The sequence below is a fragment of the Bradyrhizobium symbiodeficiens genome (assembly GCF_002266465.3).
Lineage (GTDB): Bacteria > Pseudomonadota > Alphaproteobacteria > Rhizobiales > Xanthobacteraceae > Bradyrhizobium > Bradyrhizobium symbiodeficiens.
Genome location: NZ_CP029427.2, coordinates 6,025,039 through 6,050,919, shown reverse-complemented (window position 1 = coordinate 6,050,919; position 25,881 = coordinate 6,025,039). Strand labels below are relative to the sequence as shown.

Annotated in this window: 24 protein-coding genes and 1 pseudogene; 9 read left to right on the top strand and 16 right to left on the bottom strand. The window is 65.1% G+C overall.

Features of this window, described 5'->3' with window-relative positions; translation table 11 throughout:
* Positions 1-75: 75 nt before the first annotated feature.
* The 6 genes from CIT39_RS28500 to CIT39_RS28475 all read right to left on the bottom strand — a co-directional run bounded on the left by CIT39_RS28500 (position 76) and on the right by CIT39_RS28475 (position 7,069).
* Positions 76-1,431, bottom strand: a complete 1,356-nt coding sequence (locus tag CIT39_RS28500) for an esterase-like activity of phytase family protein (RefSeq protein ID WP_094976933.1) — start codon at positions 1,429-1,431, stop codon at positions 76-78.
* 92 nt (positions 1,432-1,523) lie between these two features.
* Positions 1,524-2,492 (bottom strand): MBL fold metallo-hydrolase, encoded by a 969-nt coding sequence (locus CIT39_RS28495; protein WP_094976934.1) that lies wholly within the window; start codon positions 2,490-2,492, stop codon positions 1,524-1,526.
* Positions 2,493-2,618: 126 nt separating this feature from the next.
* Positions 2,619-3,521 (bottom strand): carbohydrate ABC transporter permease, encoded by a 903-nt coding sequence (locus CIT39_RS28490; protein ID WP_094976935.1) that lies wholly within the window; start codon positions 3,519-3,521, stop codon positions 2,619-2,621.
* Positions 3,514-4,470, bottom strand: a complete 957-nt coding sequence (locus tag CIT39_RS28485) for a carbohydrate ABC transporter permease (RefSeq protein ID WP_094976936.1) — start codon at positions 4,468-4,470, stop codon at positions 3,514-3,516. Before CIT39_RS28485 ends, CIT39_RS28490 begins: the two co-directional genes overlap by 8 nt.
* Positions 4,471-4,602: 132 nt before the next feature.
* Positions 4,603-5,943 carry an ABC transporter substrate-binding protein gene (locus CIT39_RS28480; protein WP_094976937.1) on the bottom strand — a complete coding sequence of 447 codons (1,341 nt, stop codon included), beginning with the start codon at positions 5,941-5,943 and terminating at the stop codon, positions 4,603-4,605.
* Positions 5,944-6,025: 82 nt separating this feature from the next.
* Positions 6,026-7,069 (bottom strand): C-terminal binding protein, encoded by a 1,044-nt coding sequence (locus tag CIT39_RS28475; RefSeq protein WP_094976938.1) that lies wholly within the window; start codon positions 7,067-7,069, stop codon positions 6,026-6,028.
* Positions 7,070-7,336: 267 nt separating this feature from the next.
* On the opposite strand from CIT39_RS28475, the gene CIT39_RS28470 reads away from it, so the two are divergent.
* Positions 7,337-9,022: a methyl-accepting chemotaxis protein gene (locus CIT39_RS28470; RefSeq protein WP_094976939.1), complete on the top strand. Its 1,686-nt coding sequence runs from the start codon at positions 7,337-7,339 to the stop codon at positions 9,020-9,022.
* A gap of 152 nt (positions 9,023-9,174) precedes the next feature.
* Here CIT39_RS28470 and CIT39_RS28465 read toward each other — a convergent pair whose 3' ends face one another.
* Together CIT39_RS28465 and CIT39_RS28460 are read right to left on the bottom strand one after the other, a co-directional pair.
* Positions 9,175-10,152: a Bug family tripartite tricarboxylate transporter substrate binding protein gene (locus CIT39_RS28465; protein ID WP_094976940.1), complete on the bottom strand. Its 978-nt coding sequence runs from the start codon at positions 10,150-10,152 to the stop codon at positions 9,175-9,177.
* 243 nt (positions 10,153-10,395) lie between these two features.
* A complete protein-coding gene (locus tag CIT39_RS28460) occupies positions 10,396-11,331 on the bottom strand; it encodes a DMT family transporter (RefSeq protein ID WP_162308732.1) in 936 nt (311 codons plus the stop codon).
* A gap of 105 nt (positions 11,332-11,436) precedes the next feature.
* On the opposite strand from CIT39_RS28460, the pseudogene CIT39_RS28455 reads away from it, so the two are divergent.
* Positions 11,437-11,842, top strand: a pseudogene (locus tag CIT39_RS28455) (DUF1330 domain-containing protein).
* A gap of 104 nt (positions 11,843-11,946) precedes the next feature.
* Here the strand turns inward: CIT39_RS28455 and CIT39_RS28450 are convergent.
* Together CIT39_RS28450 and mgtA are read right to left on the bottom strand one after the other, a co-directional pair.
* The gene (locus CIT39_RS28450) at positions 11,947-12,882 is read right to left on the bottom strand and encodes a DMT family transporter (protein ID WP_094976943.1); all 936 of its coding nucleotides are present in this window, start codon (positions 12,880-12,882) and stop codon (positions 11,947-11,949) included.
* 162 nt (positions 12,883-13,044) lie between these two features.
* Positions 13,045-15,561: a magnesium-translocating P-type ATPase gene (gene mgtA, locus CIT39_RS28445; RefSeq protein ID WP_162308731.1), complete on the bottom strand. Its 2,517-nt coding sequence runs from the start codon at positions 15,559-15,561 to the stop codon at positions 13,045-13,047.
* A gap of 124 nt (positions 15,562-15,685) precedes the next feature.
* On the opposite strand from mgtA, the gene CIT39_RS28440 reads away from it, so the two are divergent.
* From CIT39_RS28440 to CIT39_RS28420, 5 genes are all read left to right on the top strand, one after another.
* Complete coding sequence (locus CIT39_RS28440; RefSeq protein ID WP_244607470.1) at positions 15,686-16,939, top strand: efflux RND transporter periplasmic adaptor subunit; 1,254 nt, start codon at positions 15,686-15,688, stop codon at positions 16,937-16,939.
* A complete protein-coding gene (locus tag CIT39_RS28435) occupies positions 16,936-18,162 on the top strand; it encodes an ABC transporter permease (protein WP_094976946.1) in 1,227 nt (408 codons plus the stop codon). Before CIT39_RS28440 ends, CIT39_RS28435 begins: the two co-directional genes overlap by 4 nt.
* Complete coding sequence (locus tag CIT39_RS28430) at positions 18,155-18,838, top strand: ABC transporter ATP-binding protein (protein ID WP_094976947.1); 684 nt, start codon at positions 18,155-18,157, stop codon at positions 18,836-18,838. Before CIT39_RS28435 ends, CIT39_RS28430 begins: the two co-directional genes overlap by 8 nt.
* Positions 18,839-19,091: 253 nt before the next feature.
* On the top strand, positions 19,092-20,384 hold the full coding sequence (locus tag CIT39_RS28425) for an adenylosuccinate synthase (protein ID WP_094893469.1): 1,293 nt from the start codon (positions 19,092-19,094) through the stop codon (positions 20,382-20,384).
* 37 nt (positions 20,385-20,421) lie between these two features.
* Positions 20,422-22,047 carry a hypothetical protein gene (locus CIT39_RS28420; protein WP_094976948.1) on the top strand — a complete coding sequence of 542 codons (1,626 nt, stop codon included), beginning with the start codon at positions 20,422-20,424 and terminating at the stop codon, positions 22,045-22,047.
* Between the two features lie 158 nt (positions 22,048-22,205).
* Here the strand turns inward: CIT39_RS28420 and CIT39_RS28415 are convergent, their stop codons facing one another.
* From CIT39_RS28415 to CIT39_RS28405, 3 genes are all read right to left on the bottom strand, one after another.
* The gene (locus CIT39_RS28415; RefSeq protein ID WP_334249343.1) at positions 22,206-22,478 is read right to left on the bottom strand and encodes a hypothetical protein; all 273 of its coding nucleotides are present in this window, start codon (positions 22,476-22,478) and stop codon (positions 22,206-22,208) included.
* Positions 22,479-22,736: 258 nt separating this feature from the next.
* Positions 22,737-22,982, bottom strand: a complete 246-nt coding sequence (locus CIT39_RS28410; protein WP_244607469.1) for a hypothetical protein — start codon at positions 22,980-22,982, stop codon at positions 22,737-22,739.
* 21 nt (positions 22,983-23,003) lie between these two features.
* Positions 23,004-23,246 carry a hypothetical protein gene (locus CIT39_RS28405; protein WP_094976949.1) on the bottom strand — a complete coding sequence of 81 codons (243 nt, stop codon included), beginning with the start codon at positions 23,244-23,246 and terminating at the stop codon, positions 23,004-23,006.
* Positions 23,247-23,387: 141 nt separating this feature from the next.
* On the opposite strand from CIT39_RS28405, the gene CIT39_RS28400 reads away from it, so the two are divergent.
* Together CIT39_RS28400 and CIT39_RS28395 are read left to right on the top strand one after the other, a co-directional pair.
* Complete coding sequence (locus tag CIT39_RS28400) at positions 23,388-23,813, top strand: DUF5413 family protein (protein ID WP_094976950.1); 426 nt, start codon at positions 23,388-23,390, stop codon at positions 23,811-23,813.
* 59 nt (positions 23,814-23,872) lie between these two features.
* Positions 23,873-24,427: a DUF4112 domain-containing protein gene (locus tag CIT39_RS28395; RefSeq protein WP_094976951.1), complete on the top strand. Its 555-nt coding sequence runs from the start codon at positions 23,873-23,875 to the stop codon at positions 24,425-24,427.
* 237 nt (positions 24,428-24,664) lie between these two features.
* Here the strand turns inward: CIT39_RS28395 and CIT39_RS28390 are convergent, their stop codons facing one another.
* From CIT39_RS28390 to msrB, 3 genes are all read right to left on the bottom strand, one after another.
* Positions 24,665-24,961, bottom strand: coding sequence for a hypothetical protein (locus CIT39_RS28390; protein ID WP_014439893.1), 297 nt, complete (start codon positions 24,959-24,961; stop codon positions 24,665-24,667).
* 214 nt (positions 24,962-25,175) lie between these two features.
* Positions 25,176-25,340 carry a DUF3309 family protein gene (locus CIT39_RS28385; protein ID WP_094976953.1) on the bottom strand — a complete coding sequence of 55 codons (165 nt, stop codon included), beginning with the start codon at positions 25,338-25,340 and terminating at the stop codon, positions 25,176-25,178.
* A 106-nt stretch (positions 25,341-25,446) separates the two neighbouring features.
* Positions 25,447-25,866, bottom strand: a complete 420-nt coding sequence (msrB, locus tag CIT39_RS28380; protein ID WP_094893474.1) for a peptide-methionine (R)-S-oxide reductase MsrB — start codon at positions 25,864-25,866, stop codon at positions 25,447-25,449.
* Positions 25,867-25,881 lie beyond the last annotated feature (15 nt).

The window sequence follows — 25,881 nt, the reverse complement described above, 5'->3', positions numbered from 1 at the left end:
TGTTTGATGACAGGCGTCTCGGAGTACTGGATCGCCGGTCAAGCCGGGCGATGACCGTGTTGAGAGAACCTCTCCCTACTTTGCCTTCAGGAAGTCCGCGACCTCGAGCAGCATGAACTCGTCGTCGTCGGCCTTGTTGGGATCGCGGCTGGAGGAGAACGGCAGATTGTTGTCGTTGCCGACGATGATGTGGGTGTCGTCGACGCGATCGACGTTCTCGATGGTGAAGAACGGGAAGGTGTAGACGCCGTCATTGAGCGGCTTCCTCGCCTTCTTGTCGGGATCCCTGATCTTCATGAGATCGATATAGCCGATCTTGCGCACGGACTTGCCGACATTGGCCTCGTTGAGCTCGATCTTGTAGACGCGCTTGAACTTGGCAAGATCCGGGAAGCAATTCTCGCCGCGGGTGCCTTGCGGGCAGGCCTTGTCGGCCGTGCCTTCGCCATTGTCGCGCTCGATGATGAGGCCGGAGGCCTGGTCGATCATGTTGAAATCGCCGATGGCGTTGCCGTTCTGCTCGAACACATATTGCCAATAGCGGCCGGTGAACTTCCCGGCGGCGACGTCGAATTCGAGGATGCGGGAGGCTTCCTTGCCGTCGACCTTCTCCCAATCTTTCTTCTCGGCATCCCACAGCGGTCCTTCGAGCAGGCCGTACAGGAACTTGCCGTCCTTGGAGGAGGCAAAGCCCTCATAGCCCTTAGAGCGGCGGAGGTTGACGTTGGTGTAGGTCGCACCCGGTGCGGCCGGCGTTCCCACGGCCCAATGATCCGGCGAGCGCACCGGCTTACCGTCGGCAACCGTATCGAACACACCGAGGATCTTGCCTGATTTGTCGGCCTTGAGGATGTAAGGGCCGAACTCGTCGCCGATCCAGAAGCTGTCGCCGATGATCTGGAAGCCTTCGGTGTCGAAGTCGGCGCCGGTGAGGTAGCGCTTCGGCGTGTCCTCGTGGACGATGCGGAACGGGACCTTTCTGTCGGGATCGTGCAGGAAAATGGTTTCCAGCCGCTCGATCTTGCCGCCGGCCCAGTCCATCTTGTAGCGGTTCAGGTACAGCATCGAATCCGGCGAATTGGCGCGTGCGCCCATGCCGTTGTCTGTGATGACCCAGAAGCTGCCGTCGGGCATGGTCTTGATGCCGGAATGGCCCTGCAGCGGCTGGCCCTTGAACGGCAGCGACACGCCGGTCGCCCGCTCATAGGACTTGCCCATCACGGTGCCGAGCGCGTCGACCCGCTTGCCGGTGGTGTATTTGCCGGAGGTCTTGAGATCGGCAGGAGCATCGGCGGGGGCGTCGATGAAGGTCGCGGCCGGCATCACCACGTGGCCGGCGAGCTTGGCGGGGAATTCACCCTCGCTCTGCGCGAGCGCGGAGCTCGCGGCGAGAACGATCGTTGCGACGGTGCTGAGAAAAATCGCGCGCATGTGCGTCTCCTGTTGGCGGACGCACGCGTTATGCGGATCGCGTGTTGCAGTATTGTGAAGCCGGGCCAAACGCCGCAGCTGACGGCGGCGCCCTACACGCCCTGGTAGACCAGCCTGGTGAAGAAGCCGGGATCGATGACGAACTGACCCCATATCGCGTCAAAGGCCGCTGTCGGCTTGGCCGCAACGGTTTCGTCCCGCGTTCGTCCCTGCCTCTTGAGCCGGGCGACGTTGTCGCGGATTCCGACGAGCATGTCGCGAAAGGCCTGAAACTCGGCTTTGTTGCTGACCGGCTTGCCATGTCCGGCGATGACGATCGTGTCCTTGTCCATTGCCGCAAGATTGGCGTCGCATGCAGCGATCATCCCGTCGATGCTTCCGCCGGTCGAATAGTCGATGAACGGATAGATGCCGTTCCAGAACAAATCGGCGACGTGAACGACGTTGGCGTCTGCGAAGGTGACGGAGATGTCGCTGTCGGTGTGCGCGGGCCCGTGGTATTTCAGGCTGATCGAGGTTCCGTTGAGCTTGAGCGCGTGGCTGCCTGCAAAGACTTCACTGGGAATTCCACCCGCGCCGAGCGGAAGGAAATTGTAGTCCCAGTCGTCGACGCGCTCGACCTGGAGGAGATGCTTCCGGGTGTTTTCGTGTGCAATGATCCTGGCGCCGGCTGAATGCAGCCATTCGTTGCCGTCGGCGTGGTCGAAGTGCCAGTGGGTGTTGACGAGGTGCGTGACGGGATCCACGCCCAGATCGGCCAGCGCCTTGGTGAGCTGGGGACGCGAGACACGGATGCCCGCATCGATCAGCAGCTTGCCGTCCGGGCCGGTCAGCACGGCGATGTTGCCCCCGGATCCTTCGAGCACGCTGATGTTGTTGCGCAGCTTGTAGGTCGTGATCGGCGATGTCGCGGCGCTGTCCTTGATCAAGCTGACGATACCGCGGGCCTCGGCATAGGCCCGCCTCGGCGTAAGCCAACCTGTCGTGGCGGCGAAAGCGCCTCCGACGCAGCACAGGCAAAAGCCTCGCCGGGACAGTGAGGGGAGTTTGGGCGATCCCATGGAATCCTCGCTTTCTCGAGCGAGTGTCGGTAGCGCCAACGCTCCCCCACCGCCGATGCAGCAGGTAGCATCGGAGCAGGGATGCGATCTATCACGATAGCACGATCGTTCGTGCGAAGCGGGTAGCTACTCCTTCACCGCGCCGGTCAGCGAGGACACGTAGTAGTCCACGAACAGCGAGTAGAAGACCGCGACCGGCAGCGAACCGAGCAGCGATCCGGCCATCAGCGCACCCCATTGGTAGACGTCGCCGGTGACGAGCTCGGTCAGGATCGCGACCGGCACGGTCTTGTTGGCGCCGCTCTGGATGAAGGCGAGCGCGTAGATGAATTCGTTCCAGGACAGCGTGAAGGAGAAGATGCCGGCCGAGATCAGCCCGGGCACCGCCAGCGGCAGCGTGACGCGGCGCAGGATCTGCAGCCGCGTGGCGCCGTCGACCAGCGCGCATTCCTCGAGCTCATAGGGAATCGACTTGAAATAGCCGATCAGGAGCCAGGTGCAGAACGGCACCAGGAAGGTCGGATAGACCAGGATCAGGGCCAGAGGTGAGTCGAACAGGCCGAACTGCACGATGACGGTGGCGAGCGGAATGAACAGGATCGACGGTGGCACGAGATAGGCGAGATAAATGCCGAGGCCGACATAAGGGCTGCCGCGGAAACGCAGGCGCTCGATGGCGTAGGCGGCGAGCGTGCTCGCGATCAGGGACAGCGTGGTCGAGCCGATCGCCACCGTCATCGTCGTCCACAGCCAGCGCGGATAGGAAGTGTCGAACAGCAGGTGCTTGATGTGGGCGAGCGTCGGCGAGGAGATCCAGAACGGGTTGTGCTCCTTGTAATTGAGCAGCTCGGCGTTCGGCTTGAACGAGGTGATCGCCATCCAGTAGAACGGAAACAGCAGGATCAGCACGAAGCAGCCGAGCGGCAGGTAGATCATCATCAGCCGCCGGAGCCCGGAATCCCAGGCCATGGTGTCGGGTGCCGCTTTCGCGTTGGCCACGGCGGCGGTTTGCGCGACGGTGTCAGTCATTGGCCTCTCCCTGCTGCCATTTGCGGCGGGCCAGGCCGAAATAAGAGAATAGCGTCGCGAAGATCAGGAACGGGATCATCGACACCGCGATCGCCGCCCCTTCGCCGAGCTCGCCGCCGGCGATGCCGCGCTGGAACGCCAGGGTCGCCAGCAGATGGGTGGAGTTGACGGGCCCGCCGCGGGTGATGGCATAGACCAGCTGGAAGTCGGTGAAGGTGAAGATGATCGAGAAGGTCATGACGATGGCCAGGATCGGCATCATCATCGGGAAGGTGATATAGCGGAAGCGCTGCCAGGCGCTGGCCCCGTCAAGCATCGCGGCCTCGTAGAGCGAGGGCGAGATGGTCTGAAGCCCAGCCAGCAACGAGATCGCGACGAAGGGAATGCCGCGCCAGATGTTGGCGGCGATCAGCGAGAAGCGCGCCGGCCAGGCCGAGCCGAGGAAGTCGACATTGCTCGACCGCCAGTGCAGCACGTCGACCAACAGATAGGAGATGATCGAGAACTGCGGATCGTAGATCCACCAGAACGCCAGCGCCGAGAGCACCGTCGGCACGATCCAGGGCAACAGGATGATCGCACGCAGGATGCTCTTGAACGGAAAATGGTTGTTGAGCAGCAGCGCGAGCCAGAAGCCGAGCGCGAACTTCCCGAAGGTCGCGATGCCCGTATAGACCACGCTGTAGAAGACGGCGTTCCACCACAGGGGATCGGTGAGCAGGTACTGGAAATTCTCGAAGCCGACGAAGACGCCGCGGCGGCCGATCGTGGTGTCGGTGAAGGCGAGCCAGATGCCGAGGCCGAGCGGATAGGTCAGGAACACCGACAGCAGCCCGATCGCGGGCGCCAGGCACATCGCGATCAGGAACGGCTTGTAGTCGAACAGCCGCACGATCCAGTTCGGTTGCCGTTGCGCCAAGGCTGGGGAGGAAAACGTCGTAACGGACATCAGGTGTTGTCCCGTCTGTGAAAGTCACCACACCCGTCAGTTGGAGCGAAGCGAAGCAATCCAGTCTGTCGCCGCGGCTGCAGTCTGGATTGCTTCGTCGCTTCGCTCCTCGCTATGACGGTCGTTCGGCTGCTATCGCTGCCGCCGGAAGTACCGCTTGCAGCGTTGCTCGGCTTCCGCGGCTGCGGCCTCCGGCGTGGCCGCACCGGTCGCAACGGACGCGCACATCTGGATCAGCACGTAGTCGGCACTGACGGCTCCGGTCGCCGTCGAGATCGGGCCTTTGTAGCCGTCATAGTAAGTGCTGTTCATCGTGTCCTTGAAGATCGAGACCTTGGGGTCGCCTTTCCAGACGGCTGCCTCGGCATAGGCAGCCAGCGGCTGCGACCAGTACCCGGAATTGGCGTTGAGCCACGGCTCGTACTGGTCCTTCTCCAGCATGTATTGCAGGAAGGCCTTTGCGGCGTTGGGATACGGGCTGTGCTTGAACAGCATGGCATTGAGGGTCAGCCCCGCCATCGGAGAGACCTTGGCCAGGCCCTTGGGCAGCAGCTGATGCTCGCTGTCGTCGGCGATCGCCTTGGTCGCCGGGTCGTTCTTGAGCGAGAAGTACAACGAGACGCCGTTGGCCGTCAGCGAGATTTCCTGCGAGGAATAGGCGCGGTTGTTGCTGACGTCGTTCCATGACGGCGTGCCGGCGATGAAGGTCGGGTAGATCTGCTTGACCCAGTTCAGTGCCGCGATGGTCTCCTTGCTGTTGATGATGACGTTGCCCTCCTCGTCGAGCAGGGAGGCGTTGTGCGACCACAGCGCCCAGTTGGCGAAGCCGTTGCCGTCGCCCTTGGCGTTGCCGAGCGCGAAGCCGGCCGGTTTACCGGCCTTGTGCAGCTTCTGGCACAGGTCGAGGATCCCGGCATGGTCTTCCGGCACCTTGTCGAAGCCGACCGATTGCAGGATCGACTTGCGGTAGATCAGCGGTCCCGCGGTCGCACCGAACGGCAGGCCGATCCAGGCGTCGCTCTTGTTCCTCTTGCCGTAGCGCTGCGCCAGCGGCAGCCAGCCGCCATAGCGCTTGCCGACATAGTCGGCGACGTCGGTCAGCTCGATCAGCTTGTCGATGTAAATGTGCGGCGCGTCGGAGAAGCCGATGATGATGTCGGGGCCGGCGCCGGAATTGGCGGTCACTGCGGTCTGCTGGTTGATGTCTTCCCAGCCGACGAAGTCGACCTTGACCTCGACCCCGGTCTCCTTGGTGAACCTTGCCGCATTGGCGCGGAAGACGTCCTCGTCGGCCTGGACGAAGCGCACCGGGCGCAGCATGCGCAGGGATGCACCCTTCTCGATCTCGCGCTTGGGGGCCGGAACATCGGCCGCCTTGATAGTGGATGTTTGCGCCGCAGCACCGGTGGCAGCAAGCGTTGCAGCGGACAGGCCCAGCGCCAAGGCATCACGGCGTGTGATGTCGTTCCTCATCAGTACCTCCCTATGATGTTCCCTTCCCGGCGTTGATCGCCGGTGAAGGGTCGTCCGGTTCCGGCGCCTTTGCGCCGGCCGCCTAGCTGTTCGGCCCGCGATCCATGCTGACGGGTTGCCAGCGGCGGAGCGTGGTGTCTTGCAGCACCGACGGATTGACGCAGCTTACCGGCCACATGCCCTGAAGTACCAGTGACAATTCGTAGCCCACCCGGCGCTTGCGCGCTTCGTCAAACCGTGCCGAGGCCGAGGCGACGTGGGCGGTCAGGGTCACGTTCTCCATGCCGAGCAGGGGATTGTTGTGGGAGGGCGGCTCCTTCTCCAGCACGTCGAGCGCGGCGTGCGCGATCCAGCCTTCCTGCAGCGCCTTGATCAGGCTCTCCTCGTCCACGGTGGCGCCGCGCCCGGTGTTGATGAAGATCGAGCCTTTCTTCATCTGCCGAAAGTGCTTCTCGGTCAGCATGTGATGCACCTCGGGCCTTGCCGGGGCATGCATCGAGATGAAGTCGGACTGCGACAGCACCTCGTTCAGCGTCGCCGGAATCACGCCGTGGTCCCACATCAGCGTTTCCTGGATGAAAGGATCGTAGGCCATCATGCGCAGGCCGAACGGCGCCGCGCGCTTCGCAACCGCACGCGCGACGCGGCCGAACGAGACGAAGCCGAGCGTCTGGCCCATCAGCCTGGGGACTTTGAGCAGCGCCGGCCGGCCCTCGGCCCAGCGGCCGCTGCGCACCATACGGTCCTGCTCGACCAGTCGGCGGAAGCCGGCGAGCAGCAGCATCATGGCGTGATCGGCGACCTCCTCGATGAAGGTGTCGGGGATGTTGGTGACGGGAATGCCGCGCGCGGTGGCGGCCTTGACGTCGACGCTGTCGACGCCGACCGAGCCGAGCGTGATGACCTTGCAGCTCTGCAAGCTGTCGATGATGGTCTTGGTGATCGGGATGCCCTTGGCATAGATGGCGTCCGCGCTCTTTGCGGCGGCGATGAACCCGGCTTCGTCGGCGGGGGCCTCGATGATCTCGGCGTCGATCGGATCGAGCGCCTCGCGCTCATAGGAATAGTCGCTGCCAGCGACCGTGAAGCTCGCGCCCTTTGGCGTCACCACCCTGTATTTCGGCATGTCCTGCTCCCGATTTGGTTTGTCGGTTCTTGTTGTGACACGTCCCTTGGGGGGCGGGCCTTTGCGTCTTTTACGCGAAATCGAGGTCGATGCGTACAATCTAAGGTTGCTGTTGCTGCGATTTTATTCAGCCGTTCGGGCGTTTTGTCCGGGCTTCTACGGAGCCGCCCGTAACTGCTTGATAAGGGGTCACACACTAAAACTTGAATGGATTTCGATCGATCACTCGCGTGCCCGTATCCCCTTTTACTGCCGGAGCTATCCCCCGTGAAATTGAGCAATCTGAAGATCGCCTCCAAGCTCGGCATCCTTGTCGGCGTCACGCTGTTGGGCCTCTGCATCTCCGGTGTACTTGCCGGCTATCTGATGAAGCGCGAGATGGTGAATGCGCGCATCGACCAGGCCAAGTCGATCGTCGATATGGGCCGCAACTACGCCCTCGCCCTCAAAAAGCGGGTCGATGCCGGCGAGATGACAAAGGACGCGGCGCTGGCCGACCTTCGCCGCTACGGCAATTCGATGACCTATGACAACGGCTCGGGCTATCTCTTCGGCACGTCCTATGACGGCATCACCCAGCTCGCGCCTGATCCGAAGCAGATCGGCGCCAACCGCATGGACGTCGTGACCAACGGCCGCAAGCTGTCCGCCGAGCTGATGGACGGCGTCAAGGCCAACGGCTCGATTCTTCTGTATTATGAATATGCGAAGCCGGGCCAGGCAGCACTGATCCGCAAGATCGGCTACGCCGTCGCCGTCCCCGGTTTCGACATGTATCTCGGAACCGGCGCCTATCTCGACGACATCGACGCCAAGATGGGTCCGGTCTACTGGCTGCTTGGCCTCGCCATGCTCGGCATCGTCATCGTCGCCGGCAGCGTCGCCTGGCTGATCGGCCGCGGCATCAGTCGTCCGCTCGCGCTGCTCGGCACCCGCATGAAGGAACTCGCCGACGGCAAGCTCGAGGGCGAGATCCCCGGCGTCGGCCGCGGCGACGAGGTCGGCGCGATGGCCTCCACCGTCCAGATCTTCAAGGACAACGCGGTCCGCATCCGCGACCTCGAAAAGACCGAAGCCGATGCCCAGGAGCGCGTCGCGGCGGAACGTCGCAGCGCGATGGAGGGCATTGCCAACGACTTCGAACGCAGCGTCAACGGCATCGTCCGCTCGGTCTCCTCGGCCGCGGCCGGCATGCAGACGACGGCGCAGTCGATGACCGCGACCGCCAGCGATGCCTCCTCGCGCGCGGCGACCGTCGGTGCCGCCTCGCAAAAGGCCTCCGGTAATGTCGGCACGGTCGCGGCGGCCGCCGAAGAGCTGTCGAGCTCGGTTGCGGAAATCTCCCGCCAGGTCACCCGCTCGACCGAAGTGGCGAGCCGCGCCGTCAGCGATGCCGAGCGTACCAACGCCACGGTGCAGGTGCTCTCGACCGGCGCCGAGAAGATCGGCGAAGTCGTCAAGCTGATCCATTCGATCGCCGCGCAGACCAATTTGCTCGCGCTCAATGCCACCATCGAGGCGGCACGCGCCGGTGAATCCGGCCGCGGTTTCGCGGTCGTCGCCTCCGAGGTCAAGGCGCTCGCCAACCAGACCGCCAAGGCGACCGAGGAGATCTCCGCGCAGGTCGCGGCGATGCAGACCTCGACCAGCGACGCGGTCACGGCCATCTCCGGCATCACCCAGACCATCGCGGAGATGAGCGAGATCACCGCGGGCATTTCCGCGTCGATCGAGCAGCAGGGCGAGGCGACCCGCGAAATCGCCCGCAACATCCAGTCGGTTGCGGCCGGCTCGAGCGAGATCAATACCCATATCGGCGGCGTCACCTCGGCCGCGGAAGCGACCGGCTCTGCCGCCACCGACGTGCTCACCAACGCCCGCGAGCTGGACAACCAGTCCGGCGCGCTGCGCAGCGCGGTGGACGGCTTCCTCGCCAAGGTGCGTGCGGCGTAAGCTTTCACGCAAGCCGATCTCTATCCACGACGTCGTCATGCCCGGGCTTGTCCCGGGCATCCACGTTCTTGGGCACGCATGTGCGGATAGACGTGGATGGCCGGGACAAGCCCGGCCATGACGGAGAATGCGGCCTACGCTTTCGCGCGCCCCTACTGCTTCTCGATCTTCGCGTTGGTGATCAGCTTCTCCCACAGCACGAGCTGTTCGTTCACGAACGTGCCGAGTTGTTCCGGCGTGCCCGAGAACGCGTCCATGCCGAGAGTGGCGAGCTGGGCCTTGATCTCCGGCTTCTCGATGATCTTCCGGATCTCGGCGTTGAGCCGGGTCACGATCTCCTTCGGCAGGCCGGCGGGGCCGAAATAGCCCTGCCAGGACGTGATGTCGAAATCAGGTACGCCCGCCTCCTGCATCGAGGGCAGGTTCGGCACCAGCGGCGAGCGGTCCTTGGTGGTGACGGCGAGCGCGCGCAGCGCGTTGCCATTGACGTGGGGAAGGCCGGTGAGGATGTCGACGAACATCATCGAGACGCGGCCGCCCATGACGTCGTTGAGCGCCGGCGGCGAGCTCTTGTAGGGCACGTGCAGCAGGTCGAGCCCGGCATTGTGGGCAAAGGTCGCACCCGAGACGATCGCGGAGGACGATCCCGAGGCGTAGCTCAGCTTGCCCGGATTGGCCTTGCCGTAGGCGATCAGCTCGCCGACGGTCTTGGCCGGCACTTCCGGATTGACGACCAGCATGAAGGGCAAATCGCCGGTGCGCGCGATCGGGGTGAAGTCCTTGACCGGATCGTAGGTGAGGCTCTTGAGCAGATAGGGATTGGCCGAATGCGTGGTGTTGGTGGTCACCAGCAGCGTGTAGCCGTCGGGGGCGGCCTTGGCGACATAACTTGCGGCGAGCATGCCGTTGGCACCCGCCTTGTTCTCGATGATGATGCCGACGCCGAGCGCCTGCGACAGATGCTGCGAGATCAGCCGTGTCGTCGTGTCGGTGCCGCTGCCGGCCGCAAACGGCAGCACCAGCGTGATGTTGCGGCTCGGCCAGGTATCGGCCTGGGCGGTGGATGCGGCGGCAAGACAAAGTGCGGCCGTGCCGACGGCACGCAAGTTTCGAATCAACGCTGAAAGCATGTCTGGTCGTTCCCTCTTTTTTGTTGGCGGGGAACCTAGCGTCTCCTCGTCGAAATCGGAAGCGGTGAGTTAACTTGCTCCTGTGCCCCGGGCGCAGTGCAGCGCGCCGCCCTTTGCGGCGTGGTGCGCTGCTGAACCGGAGCCCATGCCTGCGGCAATCGGGATCCCGGCTCTGCGACGCAGCGCTTGCGCGCTGCATCTAGTCCGGACACAGATATCACTCCGTTCATCCGCCCTGCGGAATTATTTCACGGCCGAGCCCTGGCGTGAGGCGATCACGACGCCGGCGAGCACCAGCGCGTAGCCGATCAGGTGGAACGCCTGCAGCTTTTCGCCGAGCAGCAGGATCGCCATCGCCGAGCCGAACACCGGCACCAGGTGGAAGAACGGCGCGGCGCGGTTCGGGCCGATCAGCGCGACGCCGCGGTTGAAGAACAGATAAGCCAGCGTCGAGGGAAAGATCAGGATGTAGCCCAGCGTCGCCAGCGTGATCCCGTCGAATTGCAGCACGCGGCCGCTTGCCGCCTCCCAGATCGCGGCGGGGATCAGCATCGTCGCGCCGCAGCAGGTGGTGAAGGACAGGAAGGAGAGCTGGTGGATCTTGGGCCGGCGCGGGATGAAGGCCGAGTAGATCCCGAATGCCACCAGCGAGGAGGCGAACATGATGTCGCCCCTGTTGAAGCTGATGCTCGCGAGCGCGGAGAGATCGCCGCGCAGGATGATGATCAGCACGCCGACAAGCGAGATCGCGATGCCGGCGAACTGGGCCCCCGTCAGCCGTACTCCGAACAGCACCAGCGACCACAGCGCCACGAACAGGGGACCGGCCGACTGGATCAGCAGCGCGTTCAGCGCCTCCGTATACTGCATCGCCCAGTACGAGATCGCATTGTTGAAGGCGAAGCCCACCAGCGACAGGAACAGCATCAGCGGCAGGCTGTTGCGCAGGGCAGGCCAGTCGCGCTTGAGATGCGGCCAGGCGAACGGCAGCAGGATCAGGAAAACGCCGAACCAGCGGATCGTGGTCACCGTCAGCGGCGGCACATGCGCACCGACATGGCGCGCGAGCACGATGTTGCCGGCCCAGAACAGCGAGCTCAGGCTGAGCAGCAGATAAGGCTGGTTGTTGAGCCAGCTGGCCGGACTGGAGGCGGGTGGCGCGGGTGAAGCGGTCGTCATTGGCGTTGGATACGACCTTGCGTCGGATTGGCATCGTGGCACAAGTCACGCGGCCGCAATGCTACAATGCAGGCAAACCCCGAGGAGGCGCCTTTGCCGGTTAATATGTTGAACATCGCGGGCCTGGAACGGCTCGATCCGCAGGCACCGGTGGTGATGCTGAACCTGATGCGTTTCCACGCCCGCTCCCGCGACGGCGACGGATCCGGCTGGGACGCCTATTTGCGCTACAGCGCCGTCACCGTGCCGATGATCAAGGCGCGCGGCGGCACCTTGCTCTGGACCGGCGAGGCCAAGGCCGTCGCGCTGGGACCGCAGGCCGGCAACGACTGGGATTTCGTCGCGCTGGTCCATTACCCCACCGTCGCGGCTTTTTTGGACATGATGACGTCGGAGGCCTACGAGCGTGAAGCCGACCCGCATCGGGTCAACGGCTGCGCAGAAACACGTGATCATCGCGACGAATGAGGCATACAGCAAGTTGAAGGTAAGCTCACAACGAGATTCGTAGATTTGTAGGGTGGGCAAAGGCGCGCTCTTCGCGCGCCGTGCCCTTCCCTGTTCCGCCTGGCATGGTGGGCACGCTTCGCTTTGCCCACCCTACGAAGGCTCAGCTCAAGCCGCCGCCTGCTTCCGTGACGCCACGAACACGCCCGACAGCACCAGCGCAAACCCGATGAAGTGGAACGCCTGCGGGTGCTCGCCCAGAAACGCCATCGCCATGATCGAGCCGAACACCGGCACGACGTGGAAGAACGGCGCGGCGCGGTTGGCGCCGATCAGGCGGACGCCCCGATTGAAGCAGAGATAGGCCAGCGTCGAGGGAAACACGGCGACGTAGAACAGCGTCAAGAGGTTCGGCCAGTCGAGCTTCATGACCGGGCGCGCGGACAATTCCCAGATCTCGAGCGGAATGAGGCAGGCCGCGCCAACCCCGAAGGTGAAGGCGAGGAACGACAGGCCGTGCATCGGCGGCCGTTTCAGCGTCAGCACCGAATACAGCGCGAAGATGATAAGCGCGACGATGAAGATCAGATCACCCTTGTTGAAGTCGATACTCGACAGCGTGGTGAAATCGCCGTGCAGCAGAATGGTCAGCACGCCGCACATCGAGAGAGCCACGCCGAACGCCTGCGCCGCGGTGAGCCTGACGCCGAGGATGGCCAGCGACCACAGCGCCACGACCAGCGGCGCCGCCGACTGCAGCAGCAACGTGTTGAGTGCCTGGGTATGCTCCAGCGCCCAATATTGCAGCGTGTTGAATGCGCCGATGCCGGTGATCGAGAGCGTGACCATCAGGCCGAGCCTGCCGCGGATCGCTGGCCAGTCCTGGGCAAGATGTTTCCAGGCGAACGGCAGCACCAGGAGGAAGGCGAAGAACCAGCGCAGGAACGACAGCGTGACCGGCGGGATGTGGCCCGCGGCGAGCCGCCCGACGATGGCGTTGCCGGCCCAGCACAGCGCGGTGATGCAGAGCAACAGATAAGGCTGGTTGGCAATCCAGCTGTGGCCGGATGTTTCGGTGCTGGCGGTCTGGCCGGTGGCGGACATTGTGATTGTTATGGTCCCGCGTCGATAGCGCCGAGACCCCGGCCCGGGTCGATCCGGGCCGGCTGATCGCCCGGCCTCGCTCAAAGACACGGAAATGCGCCCGATATCAATGGTGCGAGGCGCATCGCGACCATGCGCAGTGCGATGCGGCCGGAACCGCGCTCAGTCCTTTCGTCCGGTGCGGATCGCAAACGGCTTCAGCAACTCGGCGCAGGCGAGGTAGACGACGACCAGAAGCGCGATGCCGGCCATCATGATCGGCGGCGGCGTGACGAAACCGAACCAGGCACCGACCGGCGTGAACGGCAGCACCATCGCGACCAGCAGGGCAACCAGCGAGGAGGCGGACAGCAACGGATCCGGCCAGTTGCGCCATGGCCGCCCATTGGTTCGGATGATGAAGATGACAAGGATCTGGGTCGCCATGGATTCGATGAACCAGGCGGTGCGGAATTCCTCCGGGGAGGCCTTGAATAGATAGAGCAGGGCGCCAAAGGTCAGGAAGTCGAACACCGACGACAGCGGCCCCATGATCGCGGCGAAGCGCGCCAGCCGCCTCATGCTCCACACCTGCGGCTGCGCGGTTGCGGACGGTGAGACCTGGTCGAAGGGAATGCCGAGCTCGGAGAGGTCGTAGAGCAGATTGTTGAGCAGGATCTGCGTCGGCAGCATCGGCAGGAACGGCAGCGCGATCGAGGCGATCGCCATCGACAGCATGTTGCCGAAATTCGAGCTCGCGCCCATGCGGACATATTTCAGGATGTTCGCGAAAGTGCGCCGTCCCTCCTCGACGCCGTCGGCGACGACTTCGAGGTCGGACGCGAGCAGGATGATGTCGGCGGCGGCCTGCGCCACGCCGCTCGCGCCGTCGACCGACAGGCCGATATCGGCGGCCTTCAGCGCCGGCGCGTCGTTGATGCCGTCGCCGAGAAAGCCGACCACCGCGCCGCTCGCCTGCAGCGCTTTCACGATGCGGGACTTCTGGTCGGGTGCGAGCCGGCCATAAGCATCGGTCGATTGCACCTGTACGGCCAGCGCGTCATCGCTGAGCTCGGCGATGTCGGCGCCCGACAGCACGCGGTCTGCGTTCAGTCCGACCAGGCCGGCAAGCCGCTTCACCACCACGGGATCGTCGCCCGACAGGATCTTCAGCCCGACGCCGCTCGCTGCAAGCCGGGCGATGGCGGCCGCCGCCGTCGGCTTCGGCGGATCGGCGAAGGCGCAAAGACCCTCGAAGACGAGATCGGTCTCGTCCTCGGTCTCGACCTCGCGCGTTGCGCCGGTCCAGGGGCGCGAAGCAATGGCGATGCAGCGCAGCCCCTCTGCCGCGAGCTGATGCACGCGCGCGATCGCGGCCGTTCGCGCATCGTCGTCCATCGCGCTGCTGTGCTGCGTCGTGCACAACGCCAGAACCGCCTCCGGCGCGCCCTTGACGATAAGCAGCGCACCTTCGGGACCGGTTGCGAGTACTGATCCCAGCCGGCGCGAGAAATCGAACGCCTGCCGGCCGGCAAGCGACCAGCCTTTTACGGCATTGGACTGGCCGGCAACCAGCGCCGCATCGAGCGAGCCGCGATCCCCGCCCAGTTCTGCGGCGATGGCGCCGAGCCGCGCGGGGCGGACGTTATCCTTGCCTTCGGCATCGAGGCTGCCTGCGAGCGTGATCTCGGCCGAGGTCAGCGTGCCGGTCTTGTCGGTGCATAGGACGTTCATGGCGCCGAGATCGTGGATCGCGGCGAGGCGTTTGACGATCACCTTGCGGCCGGCCATGCGCAATGCGCCGCGCGACAGCGTCACTGTGGTGATCATCGGCAGCAATTCCGGGGTCAGCCCGACCGCCAGCGCGACCGAGAACAGCAGCGAGTCCATCACCGGGCGGCCGAACACGACGCGGACGGTGAGCACGACCAGCACCAGCGCCAGCGTGGCGCGCGCGATCACGAGGCCGAATTCGCGCAGGTCGCGTTCGAACGGCGAGGGCACCTGCGCTTCGGCAAGTGCGGATGCGGCCGTTCCGAACACGGTGTCGCGGCCGGTCCTGACCACGAGCGCGATCGCCTCTCCGGTCTGCGCCACCGCGCCGCGGAACAGCGCATTCGATGTATCGTCGGGGTCGGTGACCGCGCCGGCGCGCTTCTGCACCGGATAGGGCTCGCCGGTCAGCGCCGCCTCACCGGCGGTGAACGCGGTGCTTTGAAGGATCAGCGCATCCGCCGGGATGATGTCGCCGGCGCGCACACGCAGGATGTCGCCGGGCACGACGTGATCGACGTCGATCTCGCGGAAGGTTCCGTCGCGCTTGACCTCGGCCTTCAGCGCCACCGAGCGGCGGAGGACTTCCGCGGCGCGGATCGCATGACCTTCCTGGACGGTGTCCAGCCCGATCGAGAGCGTCAGGATCAGGACGATGATGAGCCCGCCGACCTCGTCGCCGGTGAGCATCGAGACGATGCCGGCGACCAGCAGGATCAGCGACAGCGGCTCCAGCAACCGGCGCAGGACTGCCCGCATCGCACCTTCGGTGCGCGCCGCCGCATCGCTGTTCGGCCCGAAACGGTCGAGGCGCCCGGAGGCGTCCGCCGCAGCCAGGCCGGCGAGCGTGCAGTCCAGGCGCTTACAAAGCTCATCGGGTGACAGACGCCAGAAATGGTTGTCGGCGCGCGCTGGATTGTCCGGCAAGCGGGTCTCCCATTTGAAGGCATCTTGCTGGTCCACGTGCCGCTAAATTCGGCGTAACGTGTTGACCTGCCGCAATCCGGTCTGCTGTGAGCGCGCTAGCTTCGCCAGTATGGTCGAGCAAGCAATGATCCTGCCGCAGCCCAAGCGCCGGTTCTCGGTCGCGTCGCTATGGTCGGGATGTCTCAGCCATAAATGGTTCATCCTCGTGGTCGTCGTTCTTCTCGGCCTCGGGGGCTGGCAAAGCGCGCGGACGATCCTGGGACCGGCGATCGTCGTCGATCAGGTCAAGCGTGGACACCTGATCGAGACGGTGGTGGCGAGCGGCCATGTCGAGACGCCGTTCCGGGTGGAGATCGGCAGCCAGCTCACCGGCACGGTGCAGGAGGTGCTGGTGCGGCAAGGCGAGAAGGTCACCAAGGGGCAGCCCCTGATCTCGCTGGAATCGCGCGAGCTGAAAGCGAGCGTGGTGCAGGCGCAAGGCGCGGTGGCCCAGGCCGAAGCACGCATCAGGCAGATCGAGGAATTGACGCGGCCCTCGGCTGAAGAGGCGTTGGCGCAGGCCAAGGCGACGCTGCTCAACGCCCAGAAGACCTATGACCGCGCCGCGCAGCTGGAACATAATGGCTATGCGACGCGCGCGGCCCTCGACGATGCGCAGAAGACGCTCGACGTCGCCCGCGCCCAGATGCGCTCGGCGCAATTTCAGGTCTACACGGCAAGCCCGGGCGGCAGCGACTATGTGATGGCCCAGACCCTGCTCAACCAGGCCCGCGCCAATCTCGACACTGCCGAATCCCGGCTCAATTACGCGACGATCGCCGCGCCTCGCGACGGCGTCCTGATCACGCGCAGCGTCGAACGCGGCACCGTGGTGCAGCCGGGCAAGGCGCTGCTGGTGCTCGCGCCGGCCGGCGATTCGCAACTCGTGCTGCAGATCGACGAGCGCAATCTCGGCAAGATCGCGCTCGGGCAGAAGGCGATTGCCTCCGCCGATGCCTATCCCGACCGGCGCTTTCCCGCCGTGATCACCTATATCAATCCGGGCGTCGACATCTCCCGCGCCTCGGTCGAGGTGAAGCTGACGGTCGCCGATCCCCCGGACTATCTGCGCCAGGACATGACGGTCTCGGTGGATATCGAGGTCGCCGCAAAGGACGATGCGCTGGTCCTGCCGTTGCGCTCGGTGCACGACGTCCTGTCGGGCGCCCCCTGGGTGCTCGGCATCAAGGACGGCCGCGCCAGCCAGCGACCGGTGAAGATCGGCCTGCGCGGCAACAGCCATGTCGAAATCACCGACGGCCTCGCCGCCGGCGACGTCGCGATCCCGCAGAATTCAGGCGTCCTGACCGGGCAGCGCCTGCGGCCCGTGCTGCCATGAACCGCTGGCTGCCCTTCGAATGGACCATGGCGGTGCGCTTCCTGCGCGAGGGCCGGCTGCAGACCATCTTCATCATCGGCGGCATCTCGATCGGCGTCGCCGTCATCGTCTTCATGTCGGCGATGCTCGCCGGGCTCCAGGCGAACTTCATCAAGCGCGTGCTGACTTCGCAGCCGCAGATCCAGCTGCTCGCGCCGGACCAGGTCGCCCGCCCCTTGCGCAAGGGCGCAGGCGTGCTCGAAGACGCGGTGGTGCAGCGCCCGAGCCAGCGGGTGATCTCGATCGATCAATGGCCGAAGATCGCGAACCAGATGCGCGCGATGTCCGAGGTCACGGCGGTATCGCCGACCATCCTCGGCTCGGTGCTCGTGGTGCGCGGCGACGCCAGCCGTTCCGTCACGCTATCCGGCGTCGAACCGGACTCCTACTTCAAGATCGTCAAGGTGCCGGACTACATCGTCGCCGGCGAGCCGCGCCTGACCAGCGAGGACATCATCATCGGCATCGAACTCGCCAAGGATCTCGGCGCCACGGTCGGCGACAAGCTCAACGTCCGCGCCGCGTCCGGCGCAACTCGCGTGCTGACGATCTCCGGCCTCGTCGATCTCGGCAACAAAGGCGTCAACCAGCGCATCTGCTATGCCGCGCTGCGCACGGCGCAATCGCTGCTCGGCATGATCGGCGGCGTCACCACCATCGATATCACGGTCACGGACATCTATGCGGCCGAGGAGATCGCGCAGCGCATCCAGGCTGCCAATGCGGTCGAGGCCGACAGCTGGATCAAGACCAATGCGCAATTCTTCACTGCGGTGCAGGCCCAGCAGAACACCAACACCCTGATCCGCCTGTTCGTCGGCCTGTCCGTCGCCTTCGGCATTGCGGCCGTGCTGGTCGTCTCGGTGATCCAGCGCTCCAAGGATATCGGCATCCTGCGCGCGATGGGCACCTCGCGGGGACAGGTGCTGCGTGTGTTCCTTGTGCAGGGCGGGCTGCTCGGTTTCGTCGGCTCGCTGTTCGGCGCGGCGATGGGCGTGTTCGCGCTGGTCTACTGGCACTCGTTGGCGCGCCAGGCCGACGGCACGGAACTGTTTCCCCTGATGCTGGAGCGATCCCTGTTCATCTACACGGCCTTGCTGGCCACCGTCACCGGCCTGCTGGCCGCGATGGCGCCGGCTGTGCGGGCCGCGAAGCTCGATCCGGTGGTGGCGATTCGTGGCTAGCGAGATCCTCCGCCTCGAGAACGTATGCAAGGCCTACAATGTCGGCCTGCCGACCGAGACCGAGGTCCTGCACGACATCGACCTCAAGCTCGACCACGGCGAGTTCCTGGCGCTGATGGGTCCATCCGGCTCCGGCAAGAGCACGCTGCTCAACATCGTCGGCCTGCTCGACCGGCCGACGTCCGGTCGTCTCCTGATCAAGGGACAGGACACGGCCGCGCTCGGCGACGCCGAAATCACCCGGCTGCGCGGCCACACCATCGGGTTCATCTTCCAGTATCACCTCCTGATCTCGGCCTTCACCGCGCGCGAGAACGTCATGATGCCGATGCTGGCCGATCGCGGCTTTCCCAGTGCGGAGATCGAGGCGCGGGCGGACCGCCTGCTGGGGCAGGTCGGGCTGGAGAAATTCGCCGGGAACCTCGCCAACAACATGTCGGGCGGTCAGCAGCAGCGGGTGGCGGTGGCGCGCGCGCTCGCGATGAGCCCCGACCTCGTGCTGGCGGACGAGCCGACCGGCAATCTCGACACCAGATCGGCCGATGCCGTGTTCGAGCTGATGCGGCAGGTCAACCGCGACAGCGGCACGAGCTTTCTGCTGGTGACTCATAACATGGACCTGGCGCGGCGCTGCGACCGTATCATCGAAGTGGTCGACGGCCGTATCCGGGCCTAAGGTCGTAAGGGCCGCCCCACGAGGCGGATTTTTAGGGGATATCAAAGGCTTGGAGAGCGCTTTGGGCCCGAAAAAAGCCCGGTTCTTGCTTGCCTAGAGGGGCTGCTTCCTTTATCCGGTTGGACCGCCTCGCGTGCGAACGGCCTTGGGCCGGGAATTGGGCTGGGCGCAGGCATGATTCCGGAAAAGTGGGTACCAATTTTCCGTTCGGATCATGGCACCTACAGAGAAATCTTCGAAGGATTACCCACGAATGGCCAATGTTGTCGTCGTCGGCGCCCAGTGGGGCGACGAAGGAAAGGGCAAGATCGTCGACTGGTTGTCGGAGCAGGCGGACATCGTCGTCCGCTTCCAGGGCGGTCATAACGCCGGCCACACCCTGGTGATCAACGGCAAGACCTACAAGCTCGCGCTGCTGCCCTCGGGCGTGCTGCGCGACCAGAAGCTGTCGGTGATCGGCAATGGCGTGGTGTTCGATCCCGCCGCCTTCCTCGACGAGGTCACCAAGCTGCGCTCGCAGGGCGTCGCCGTCTCGCCGGAGAATCTGCGTGTCGCCGAGAACGTCACGCTGATCCTGCCGCTTCACCGCGAGCTCGATGCGCACCGTGAATCCGCCAATGCGGCGACTGCGATCGGCACCACCCGCCGCGGCATCGGGCCTGCCTATGAAGACAAGGTCGGCCGCCGCGCCATCCGCCTGATGGACCTCGCCGACCTCGACACGCTCCCGCACAAGATCGACCGGCTGCTTGCCCACCACAACGCGTTGCGGCGCGGTCTCGGCCTGCCCGAATTCGACGGCAAGGTGATCTTGAAGGAGTTGAGCGCGCTGGCGCCGGAGTTGCTGCCCTATGCCGAGACGGTATGGCGGCTGCTCGACATCAAGCGCCGCGAAGGCAAGCGGATGCTGTTCGAGGGGGCGCAGGGCGCGCTGCTCGACGTCGATCATGGCACGTATCCCTACGTCACCTCGTCCAACACGGTGGCGGCGCAGGCGGCGACCGGCTCGGGCCTTGGCCCCGGCGCGGTCGGCTATGTGCTCGGCCTGTGCAAGGCTTACACCACCCGCGTCGGCCAGGGCCCGTTCCCGACCGAGCAGGACAACGAGACCGGCCGCAGGATCGGCGAGCGTGGCCGCGAGTTCGGCACCAATACCGGGCGGCCCCGTCGCTGCGGCTGGTTCGACGCCGTGCTGGTCCGCCAGGCGGTCCGCACTTGCGGCATCAATGGCCTCGCGCTGACCAAGCTCGACATCCTCGACGGCTTCGACACCATCGAGGTCTGCACCGGCTACAAGCTCGACGGCAAGGAGATCGACCATTTCCCCGCCGGCGAGGGCGCCCAGGCCCGGGTCGAGCCGATCTACGAGACCATCGAGGGCTGGAAGGAGCCGACCGCCGGGGCGCGGTCCTGGGCCCAGCTGCCGGCCCAGGCCATCAAATATGTCCGTCGGATCGAGGAATTGGTGGGGTGCCCTGTCGCACTGCTTTCCACCAGCCCCGAACGCGAGGATACTATCCTCGTGCAAAACCCGTTTGAGGCTTAACGATCTCTTACCAGGACGCGCGTATAATTGAGTTGAAATGGCTGATTACTATCCGCTGATCGCCCGCGCTATTGCCGCCCTGGACCCCAACGCTCCCGGCGAAAGCCGTCGCGCGCTCTATGAGCGGGCGCGTACGGCGTTGATCGCCCAGCTGCGCAGCGTGCAGCCGCCGCTCTCCGAATCCGAGATCACCCGCGAGAGGTTGTCGCTGGAGGAGGCCGTCCGCAAGGTCGAATCGGAGGCCGCCCAGCGCGCCCGCGAGGCCTCGCGCCCTGGTGGCGGCGCCCGCAGCGGCAGTAGCGGCGACGCCTTTCGCCGCGCCAGCACCCGGGCCGCCGAAGGCGCCCCGGCTGCGGCTGCGCCGGCCCCTCCGCGCACGCGTCCGGCCCCGCCGCCGCCGCGCGCCGACCGTCCGTCCTTCAACGTCGATGACCAGAGCGAGGCTCCGCGTCCGCCGCGCGCTCCCCGTTTCGACGCCCCGCGCCAGCCGGGACCGTCCGCCCCGCCCCCGCCCCCGATGCCGGAGCCGGCGGCCGGACGCGATCGCGCCGGTGCGCGTCGTCCGCCCGATGTCGGAGCTCCGCCGGCGCTGCCGCCGGCACCGGGTGTGCGCGGCTTCCGCGACATCACGGCCGACGCCAACGATCTCGGCGGCGCGGCCGCGCAGGCCAGCCGCGCCGCCCGCCGCACCTATGCCAACGTGCCCTCGCCCTCGCCGGAATTCGACCGGCTCGAGCCGAGCCTGGAAAACCGCGCCGGCGAGCAGGATGCGCCCTATTCCTACGACGAGTCGATCGAGGAGGCCGAGCGCTACGCGCCGCAGCCGCAGCCGCAGCCGCCGTCGCCGCGTCCGCGCATCGCGCCCGAGCGCGATGCCAAGAAGCGCGCCCGCACCCGTTCCGCCTTTCCGTTCAAGAGCGCGATTGCCGTCGGCATCGTGCTGATCCTCGTCGGCGCCGGCATCCTCTGGGGCAAGCAGCTGGTCCAGACCGCGACCAATTTGTTCAAGTCCTCGCCGACCCAATTGGTCGAGGCGCCGAAGGATCCGTCCCAGCCGCAGAGCAAGCCGAAGATTCCCGATCGAGTCGGCCAGCCCTCGGCCAGCGACCAGCCGGTCGCGCCGGTGGCGCAGAAGGTCGTGCTCTACGACGAGGATCCGTCCGATCCGAAGGGCAAGCAATATATCGGCTCGGTGGTGTGGCGGCTGGAGCCGATCAAGGCCTCGGGTGCCCAGAAGGCCGACGTCGCCGTGCGCGCCGACATCGAGATCCCCGAGCGCAAGTTCAAGATGACGATGTCGTTCCGCCGCAACACCGATTCCTCGCTGCCGGCGAGCCACACCGCGGAGCTGACCTTCATCCTGCCGCCGGATTTCCCGGGCGGCAGCATCTCCAACGTGCCGGGCATCCTGATGAAGTCGAACGAGCAGGCGCGCGGCACGCCGCTCGCGGGCCTCGCGGTCAAGGTCACCGACGGCTTCTTCCTGGTCGGCCTGTCAAATGTCGACGCCGACCGCTCCCGCAACGTCCAGCTCCTGAAGGAGCGCTCGTGGTTCGACGTGCCGCTGGTCTATGCCAACCAGCGCCGCGCCATCATCGCCATCGAGAAGGGCGCCCCGGGCGAACGCGCCTTCAACGAAGCCTTCGCGCAGTGGGGCGATTAGGTCTACGCCGTGAGTCCTCGGCCTGCATGGTTCGAGACGCCCGCCTTGGCGGGCTCCTCACCATGAGGGTTTGATGTCTCGCCGCGACACGAGACCTCATCCTGAGGGCCCGCCCATCGGGCGGGCGTCTCGAAGGATGGCTGCAGGCTCTCTCTTTCCTACTGCGCCGCCGCTTCCCGCTTGCGCGATGTCGTGGCTGCGTGCTCGCGGTCCATCACGGCGCGGCAGCCGGGGCTGACCTCCGCTCTCTTCTGCACCATGCAGGCCCTGACCCTCGGAATGTCGGGGATCTCATTGGAGCACAGCCGCATCGCATCGCCGGTGCACATCTGCTGCGCTTCGGACGAGAAGGCGAGGCCGGGTGATGTCTGGAGTGCGAACGCCGTGGTGGCGAAGGCGAACAGCGAAACGATGGTCCTGTAGCGTGTCATGAAGAATGCATCCCCGAGTTCCGTGGGTTGAACCACTTTGTTTTGGGGCGCCGCACGCTGCTTGATCTGCCGCATGTCACAGCCTTCACGTCGGGACCTCTGGTCCCGCATGTGGTCGCTCGATTTCTTGATTGCTCGAATCGAAAAGTGCTGCGCCGCCCGAGCGAAGTATGCGCCATTGTCGCGTGGCTGCAATGGCAGGCGCAAAGGAATTTGCAATTGTTGCGTGAACGTCACGCAACAGGCGCGTGCACGCGATCAGATCAGTCGTTCGGAGGATGCGCTCGCCTGTTCGTCGTCGCTCGCGCCGAGCGCGGCGGCGTGTTCCTCGACAGCGGTGGCGCCCTTGGCGGTGAGTTCGAACAGATCGCCGTCCTTCATCACGTAGCCCTCGGCGATGAGCTCGCCGATCTTGCCGTGGCGGTCGTCGGCAAAGGCAACGGATTGGCTGATGTCCCGGAGGATGGAGAGTTGTTCGTCGCGTAGCATGGCTTCACGCTCCATTCGCCGGGACGGTGCCGGTTCTCACATGCCGTGGCTTCGAAACACCTTGTTGCATGACTTCGACAGCTTGGCCCGGTTGGCTTGCAGGCAGCCCTGCACAGCTAGGTCGTTGCCGAGGTCCTTGCGGCAGAAGCGCGATGCGTCGCGCGAGCAGGCCTTCTGCTCCTGCGGCGTGCCCATGTGGCCTTGCGCGAAAGCACGTGGCTCCAGGAAGACGGTCAGGGCTGCCAGCGTGATCGTCGCCAGGAGAATTTTGCGGGCCATCGGCACTCCAATCTTCCAAAGTTAAATTCGGGTCCTGTCTGAACTCGTCGTCCTGCCTCTTGTTCCCACAAAGGCCGAACCGCACGCTATTCAAGGTTCCCGCGGCGCTGCTATAATCAGCGAAGACGTGTGAGGTGTTTGATGAAACGCTATCTGGTGTTTGCGCTGGTCGGCCCGTTCGTCGGCGGGTTCCTGCTGCTGCTGACGACGACCTATCAGTCCGGCTATTGGGCCCAGACCAATCTCGGCGAGGTCGGCAAGCTGTTCGCGGTGTTCTTCAAGACGCTGCAATACAGCTATCTGTTTGGCTTCCTGCCTTCGCTGATGATCGGCGCGATCGACGACATCCTGGTCCACATCAGGCGGATCGGCCCGGTCTTGCGGATGCTCCTGGTCGGCCTGTTCGCCTTCGTGCTGGCCTCGCTCACCTACAGCTCGCGCGGGCCGGATTCGGGTGCGGTGCAGTTCATCCTGTATGGCCTGGTCGGGTTCGTGCCGGCGGTGATTTCGTCCTGGCTCGTGCATAAATACATCAAGGAGCCGCAGCCTATGCCGGCGCCGACCTGAGCGCGACGTTCGGGCGCGGCGCAGCAACTTCCGCCGCGTCCGCGCGTTCCCTGAAGGCCATGACCATGTCCGACGACGACATCCTTGCTCCGCGCAGATCCCGTTCGGGGAGTTCGCGCACGACCTCTTCCGGCCCGGAGGCGCGCGGGCCGATCATCGACCAGGACGGCCGGGAAATCCGCCCCGAAACGCTGGAGCAGGGCTTTCGCGAGTTCCGTTTCGAGCTTGGCAAGGACAATCCGTTCGCCGGGAGCCCGTTCGGCAATCTGACGCGCGAGCAGCGGATCGCGCGGCTCGAGGCGATCGCCAAGCTGCTCGACGTCGCCTTCATCCTGCCCGGCACCAACATCCGCTACGGCATCGACGGGTTGATCGGCCTGATCCCCATCGTCGGCGACATCATCACCACGGCGATCGCGCTGTGGCTGGTGCGCGAGGCCCGCGCGCTGGGCGCGCCCTGGTATGTCACCGCTCGTATGCTCGGCAACGTCGCGCTCGACGGCGTCGTCGGCATGGTCCCGTTCGCGGGCGACGCTTTCGACGTCATGTTCCGCGCCAACATGCGCAACGTGCGTCTGCTCCGCCGCTGGCTCGACAAGCAGCCGCGGATGTGAAGATTCTGGAATTTTGAGAAGTTGATCGAGCGTCGGTCTCGGTGCACCTCTCCCGCTTGCGGGAGAGGTCGGCGCGGAGCGCCGGGTGAGGGCTTTCACCTCTTGGGGGTTCTCGATCGTGGAGACACCCTCATCCCAGCCCTCTCCCGCAAGCGGCGAGGGAGAACTAAGCAAGCAAAAAGCGCGACAGCCTTTCGGCCATCGCGCTTTCTGCACACATCGGGCTGGGCGAAAAGCTTACGCCGCGTCGGCGTCGGTCTCGGCGGCCACGGGCTCCGGCTTGCGGTGGCGCTCCAACGGGAAGGCTTCGCTCTCGTAGAGTGAGCGGATGCCGTTCTGGTCGAAACGCGCTTCCTCGACCTGGAGATAGGCGCCGTTCAGCGAATCCGTCGGCAATTGCTCCATCGCGAACTGCACGGCTTCGGCCGCGGTGCCGAAGCGGCGATAGGTGAACCCTGCGCGCTTCTTCTTGCGGATCGCAGCTGGGAAGAGTTCGGCGGAAGTGTTGAAGTTGAACGGACGCAGTGGACGCATGGTCAAAGACCTCGTGATCTTCTCTGGGGCTTTAAGCGCGTGGGGTCTGGGAGGGCAGGGGCCGCAACCGAGCGAGCCCGCCGCACATGCCATTTTCGTCCCCTAATATAGGCCGATTTGACAAAAATGCGACCCCCGCGATGGGAGATGATGAATCCGCGCATGGCAGCCCCGCGGATGAAATTAGTCTATTATTTCCAATGACTTGTATGGCTTAAAACTTGCCAAGAAGCAGCAGGACGACCAGCACCACCAGGACGACGCCGCCGATCCCCATGCCGGAATGGCCCAGGCCATAACCGTAACCGCCCACGCGGCCGGACAGGCCGCCGAGCAGATAGATGATCACCAGGATGATCAGGACGGTCCCGAGTGACATGGCATCCTCCCTGGCGGCCGCCAGATGCGATGATCGGACGCACCGCCAGACAAGAAAAGCACATCGCGCGGCCGGGTTCCATGTTGGAACCCGGCCGCGCGCAGCGTTATTTCGGCTCCAGCTTCAGCGCTGCCGAGTTGATGCAGTAGCGCAGCCCGGTCGGCCCGGGGCCGTCGGGGAAGACGTGGCCGAGATGGCCGCTGCATTTGGAGCAGAGCACCTCCGTGCGGATCATGCCGTGGCTGACGTCGCGCTCCTCGTCGACATGGCTCTCGACCGCGGGCTGGGTGAAGCTCGGCCAGCCGCAGCCGGAATCGAACTTGGCGTCGGATTCGAACAGCATATTGCCGCAGCCGGCGCAGACATAGGTGCCGGCGCGGTGGTCGTGCTCGTACTCGCCCGAGAAGGGACGCTCCGTCGCCTTCTCGCGCAGCACCGCGTACTGCATCGGCGACAATTCGCGCCGCCACTGCTCTTCGCTCTTGATGACCTTGTCGTCCGTGGTTTTCATTTTGGTGTCGGGCATGGGTCTCCCGTTTGT

Excerpts from the sequence above, each read along its gene's own strand:
- CIT39_RS28500 (WP_094976933.1), bottom strand. The coding sequence starts at position 1,431 with ATGCGCGCGATTTTTCTCAGCACCGTCGCAACGATCGTTCTCGCCGCG.
- CIT39_RS28495 (WP_094976934.1), bottom strand. The coding sequence starts at position 2,492 with ATGGGATCGCCCAAACTCCCCTCACTGTCCCGGCGAGGCTTTTGCCTG.
- CIT39_RS28490 (WP_094976935.1), bottom strand. The coding sequence starts at position 3,521 with ATGACTGACACCGTCGCGCAAACCGCCGCCGTGGCCAACGCGAAAGCG.
- CIT39_RS28485 (WP_094976936.1), bottom strand. The coding sequence starts at position 4,470 with ATGTCCGTTACGACGTTTTCCTCCCCAGCCTTGGCGCAACGGCAACCG.
- CIT39_RS28480 (WP_094976937.1), bottom strand. The coding sequence starts at position 5,943 with ATGAGGAACGACATCACACGCCGTGATGCCTTGGCGCTGGGCCTGTCC.
- CIT39_RS28475 (WP_094976938.1), bottom strand. The coding sequence starts at position 7,069 with ATGCCGAAATACAGGGTGGTGACGCCAAAGGGCGCGAGCTTCACGGTC.
- CIT39_RS28465 (WP_094976940.1), bottom strand. The coding sequence starts at position 10,152 with ATGCTTTCAGCGTTGATTCGAAACTTGCGTGCCGTCGGCACGGCCGCA.
- CIT39_RS28460 (WP_162308732.1), bottom strand. The coding sequence starts at position 11,331 with ATGACGACCGCTTCACCCGCGCCACCCGCCTCCAGTCCGGCCAGCTGG.
- CIT39_RS28450 (WP_094976943.1), bottom strand. The coding sequence starts at position 12,882 with ATGTCCGCCACCGGCCAGACCGCCAGCACCGAAACATCCGGCCACAGC.
- CIT39_RS28440 (WP_244607470.1), top strand. The coding sequence starts at position 15,686 with ATGATCCTGCCGCAGCCCAAGCGCCGGTTCTCGGTCGCGTCGCTATGG.
- CIT39_RS28435 (WP_094976946.1), top strand. The coding sequence starts at position 16,936 with ATGAACCGCTGGCTGCCCTTCGAATGGACCATGGCGGTGCGCTTCCTG.
- CIT39_RS28425 (WP_094893469.1), top strand. The coding sequence starts at position 19,092 with ATGGCCAATGTTGTCGTCGTCGGCGCCCAGTGGGGCGACGAAGGAAAG.
- CIT39_RS28420 (WP_094976948.1), top strand. The coding sequence starts at position 20,422 with ATGGCTGATTACTATCCGCTGATCGCCCGCGCTATTGCCGCCCTGGAC.
- CIT39_RS28415 (WP_334249343.1), bottom strand. The coding sequence starts at position 22,478 with ATGACACGCTACAGGACCATCGTTTCGCTGTTCGCCTTCGCCACCACG.
- CIT39_RS28410 (WP_244607469.1), bottom strand. The coding sequence starts at position 22,982 with ATGGAGCGTGAAGCCATGCTACGCGACGAACAACTCTCCATCCTCCGG.
- CIT39_RS28405 (WP_094976949.1), bottom strand. The coding sequence starts at position 23,246 with ATGGCCCGCAAAATTCTCCTGGCGACGATCACGCTGGCAGCCCTGACC.
- CIT39_RS28400 (WP_094976950.1), top strand. The coding sequence starts at position 23,388 with ATGAAACGCTATCTGGTGTTTGCGCTGGTCGGCCCGTTCGTCGGCGGG.
- CIT39_RS28395 (WP_094976951.1), top strand. The coding sequence starts at position 23,873 with ATGACCATGTCCGACGACGACATCCTTGCTCCGCGCAGATCCCGTTCG.
- CIT39_RS28390 (WP_014439893.1), bottom strand. The coding sequence starts at position 24,961 with ATGCGTCCACTGCGTCCGTTCAACTTCAACACTTCCGCCGAACTCTTC.
- CIT39_RS28385 (WP_094976953.1), bottom strand. The coding sequence starts at position 25,340 with ATGTCACTCGGGACCGTCCTGATCATCCTGGTGATCATCTATCTGCTC.
- msrB (WP_094893474.1), bottom strand. The coding sequence starts at position 25,866 with ATGCCCGACACCAAAATGAAAACCACGGACGACAAGGTCATCAAGAGC.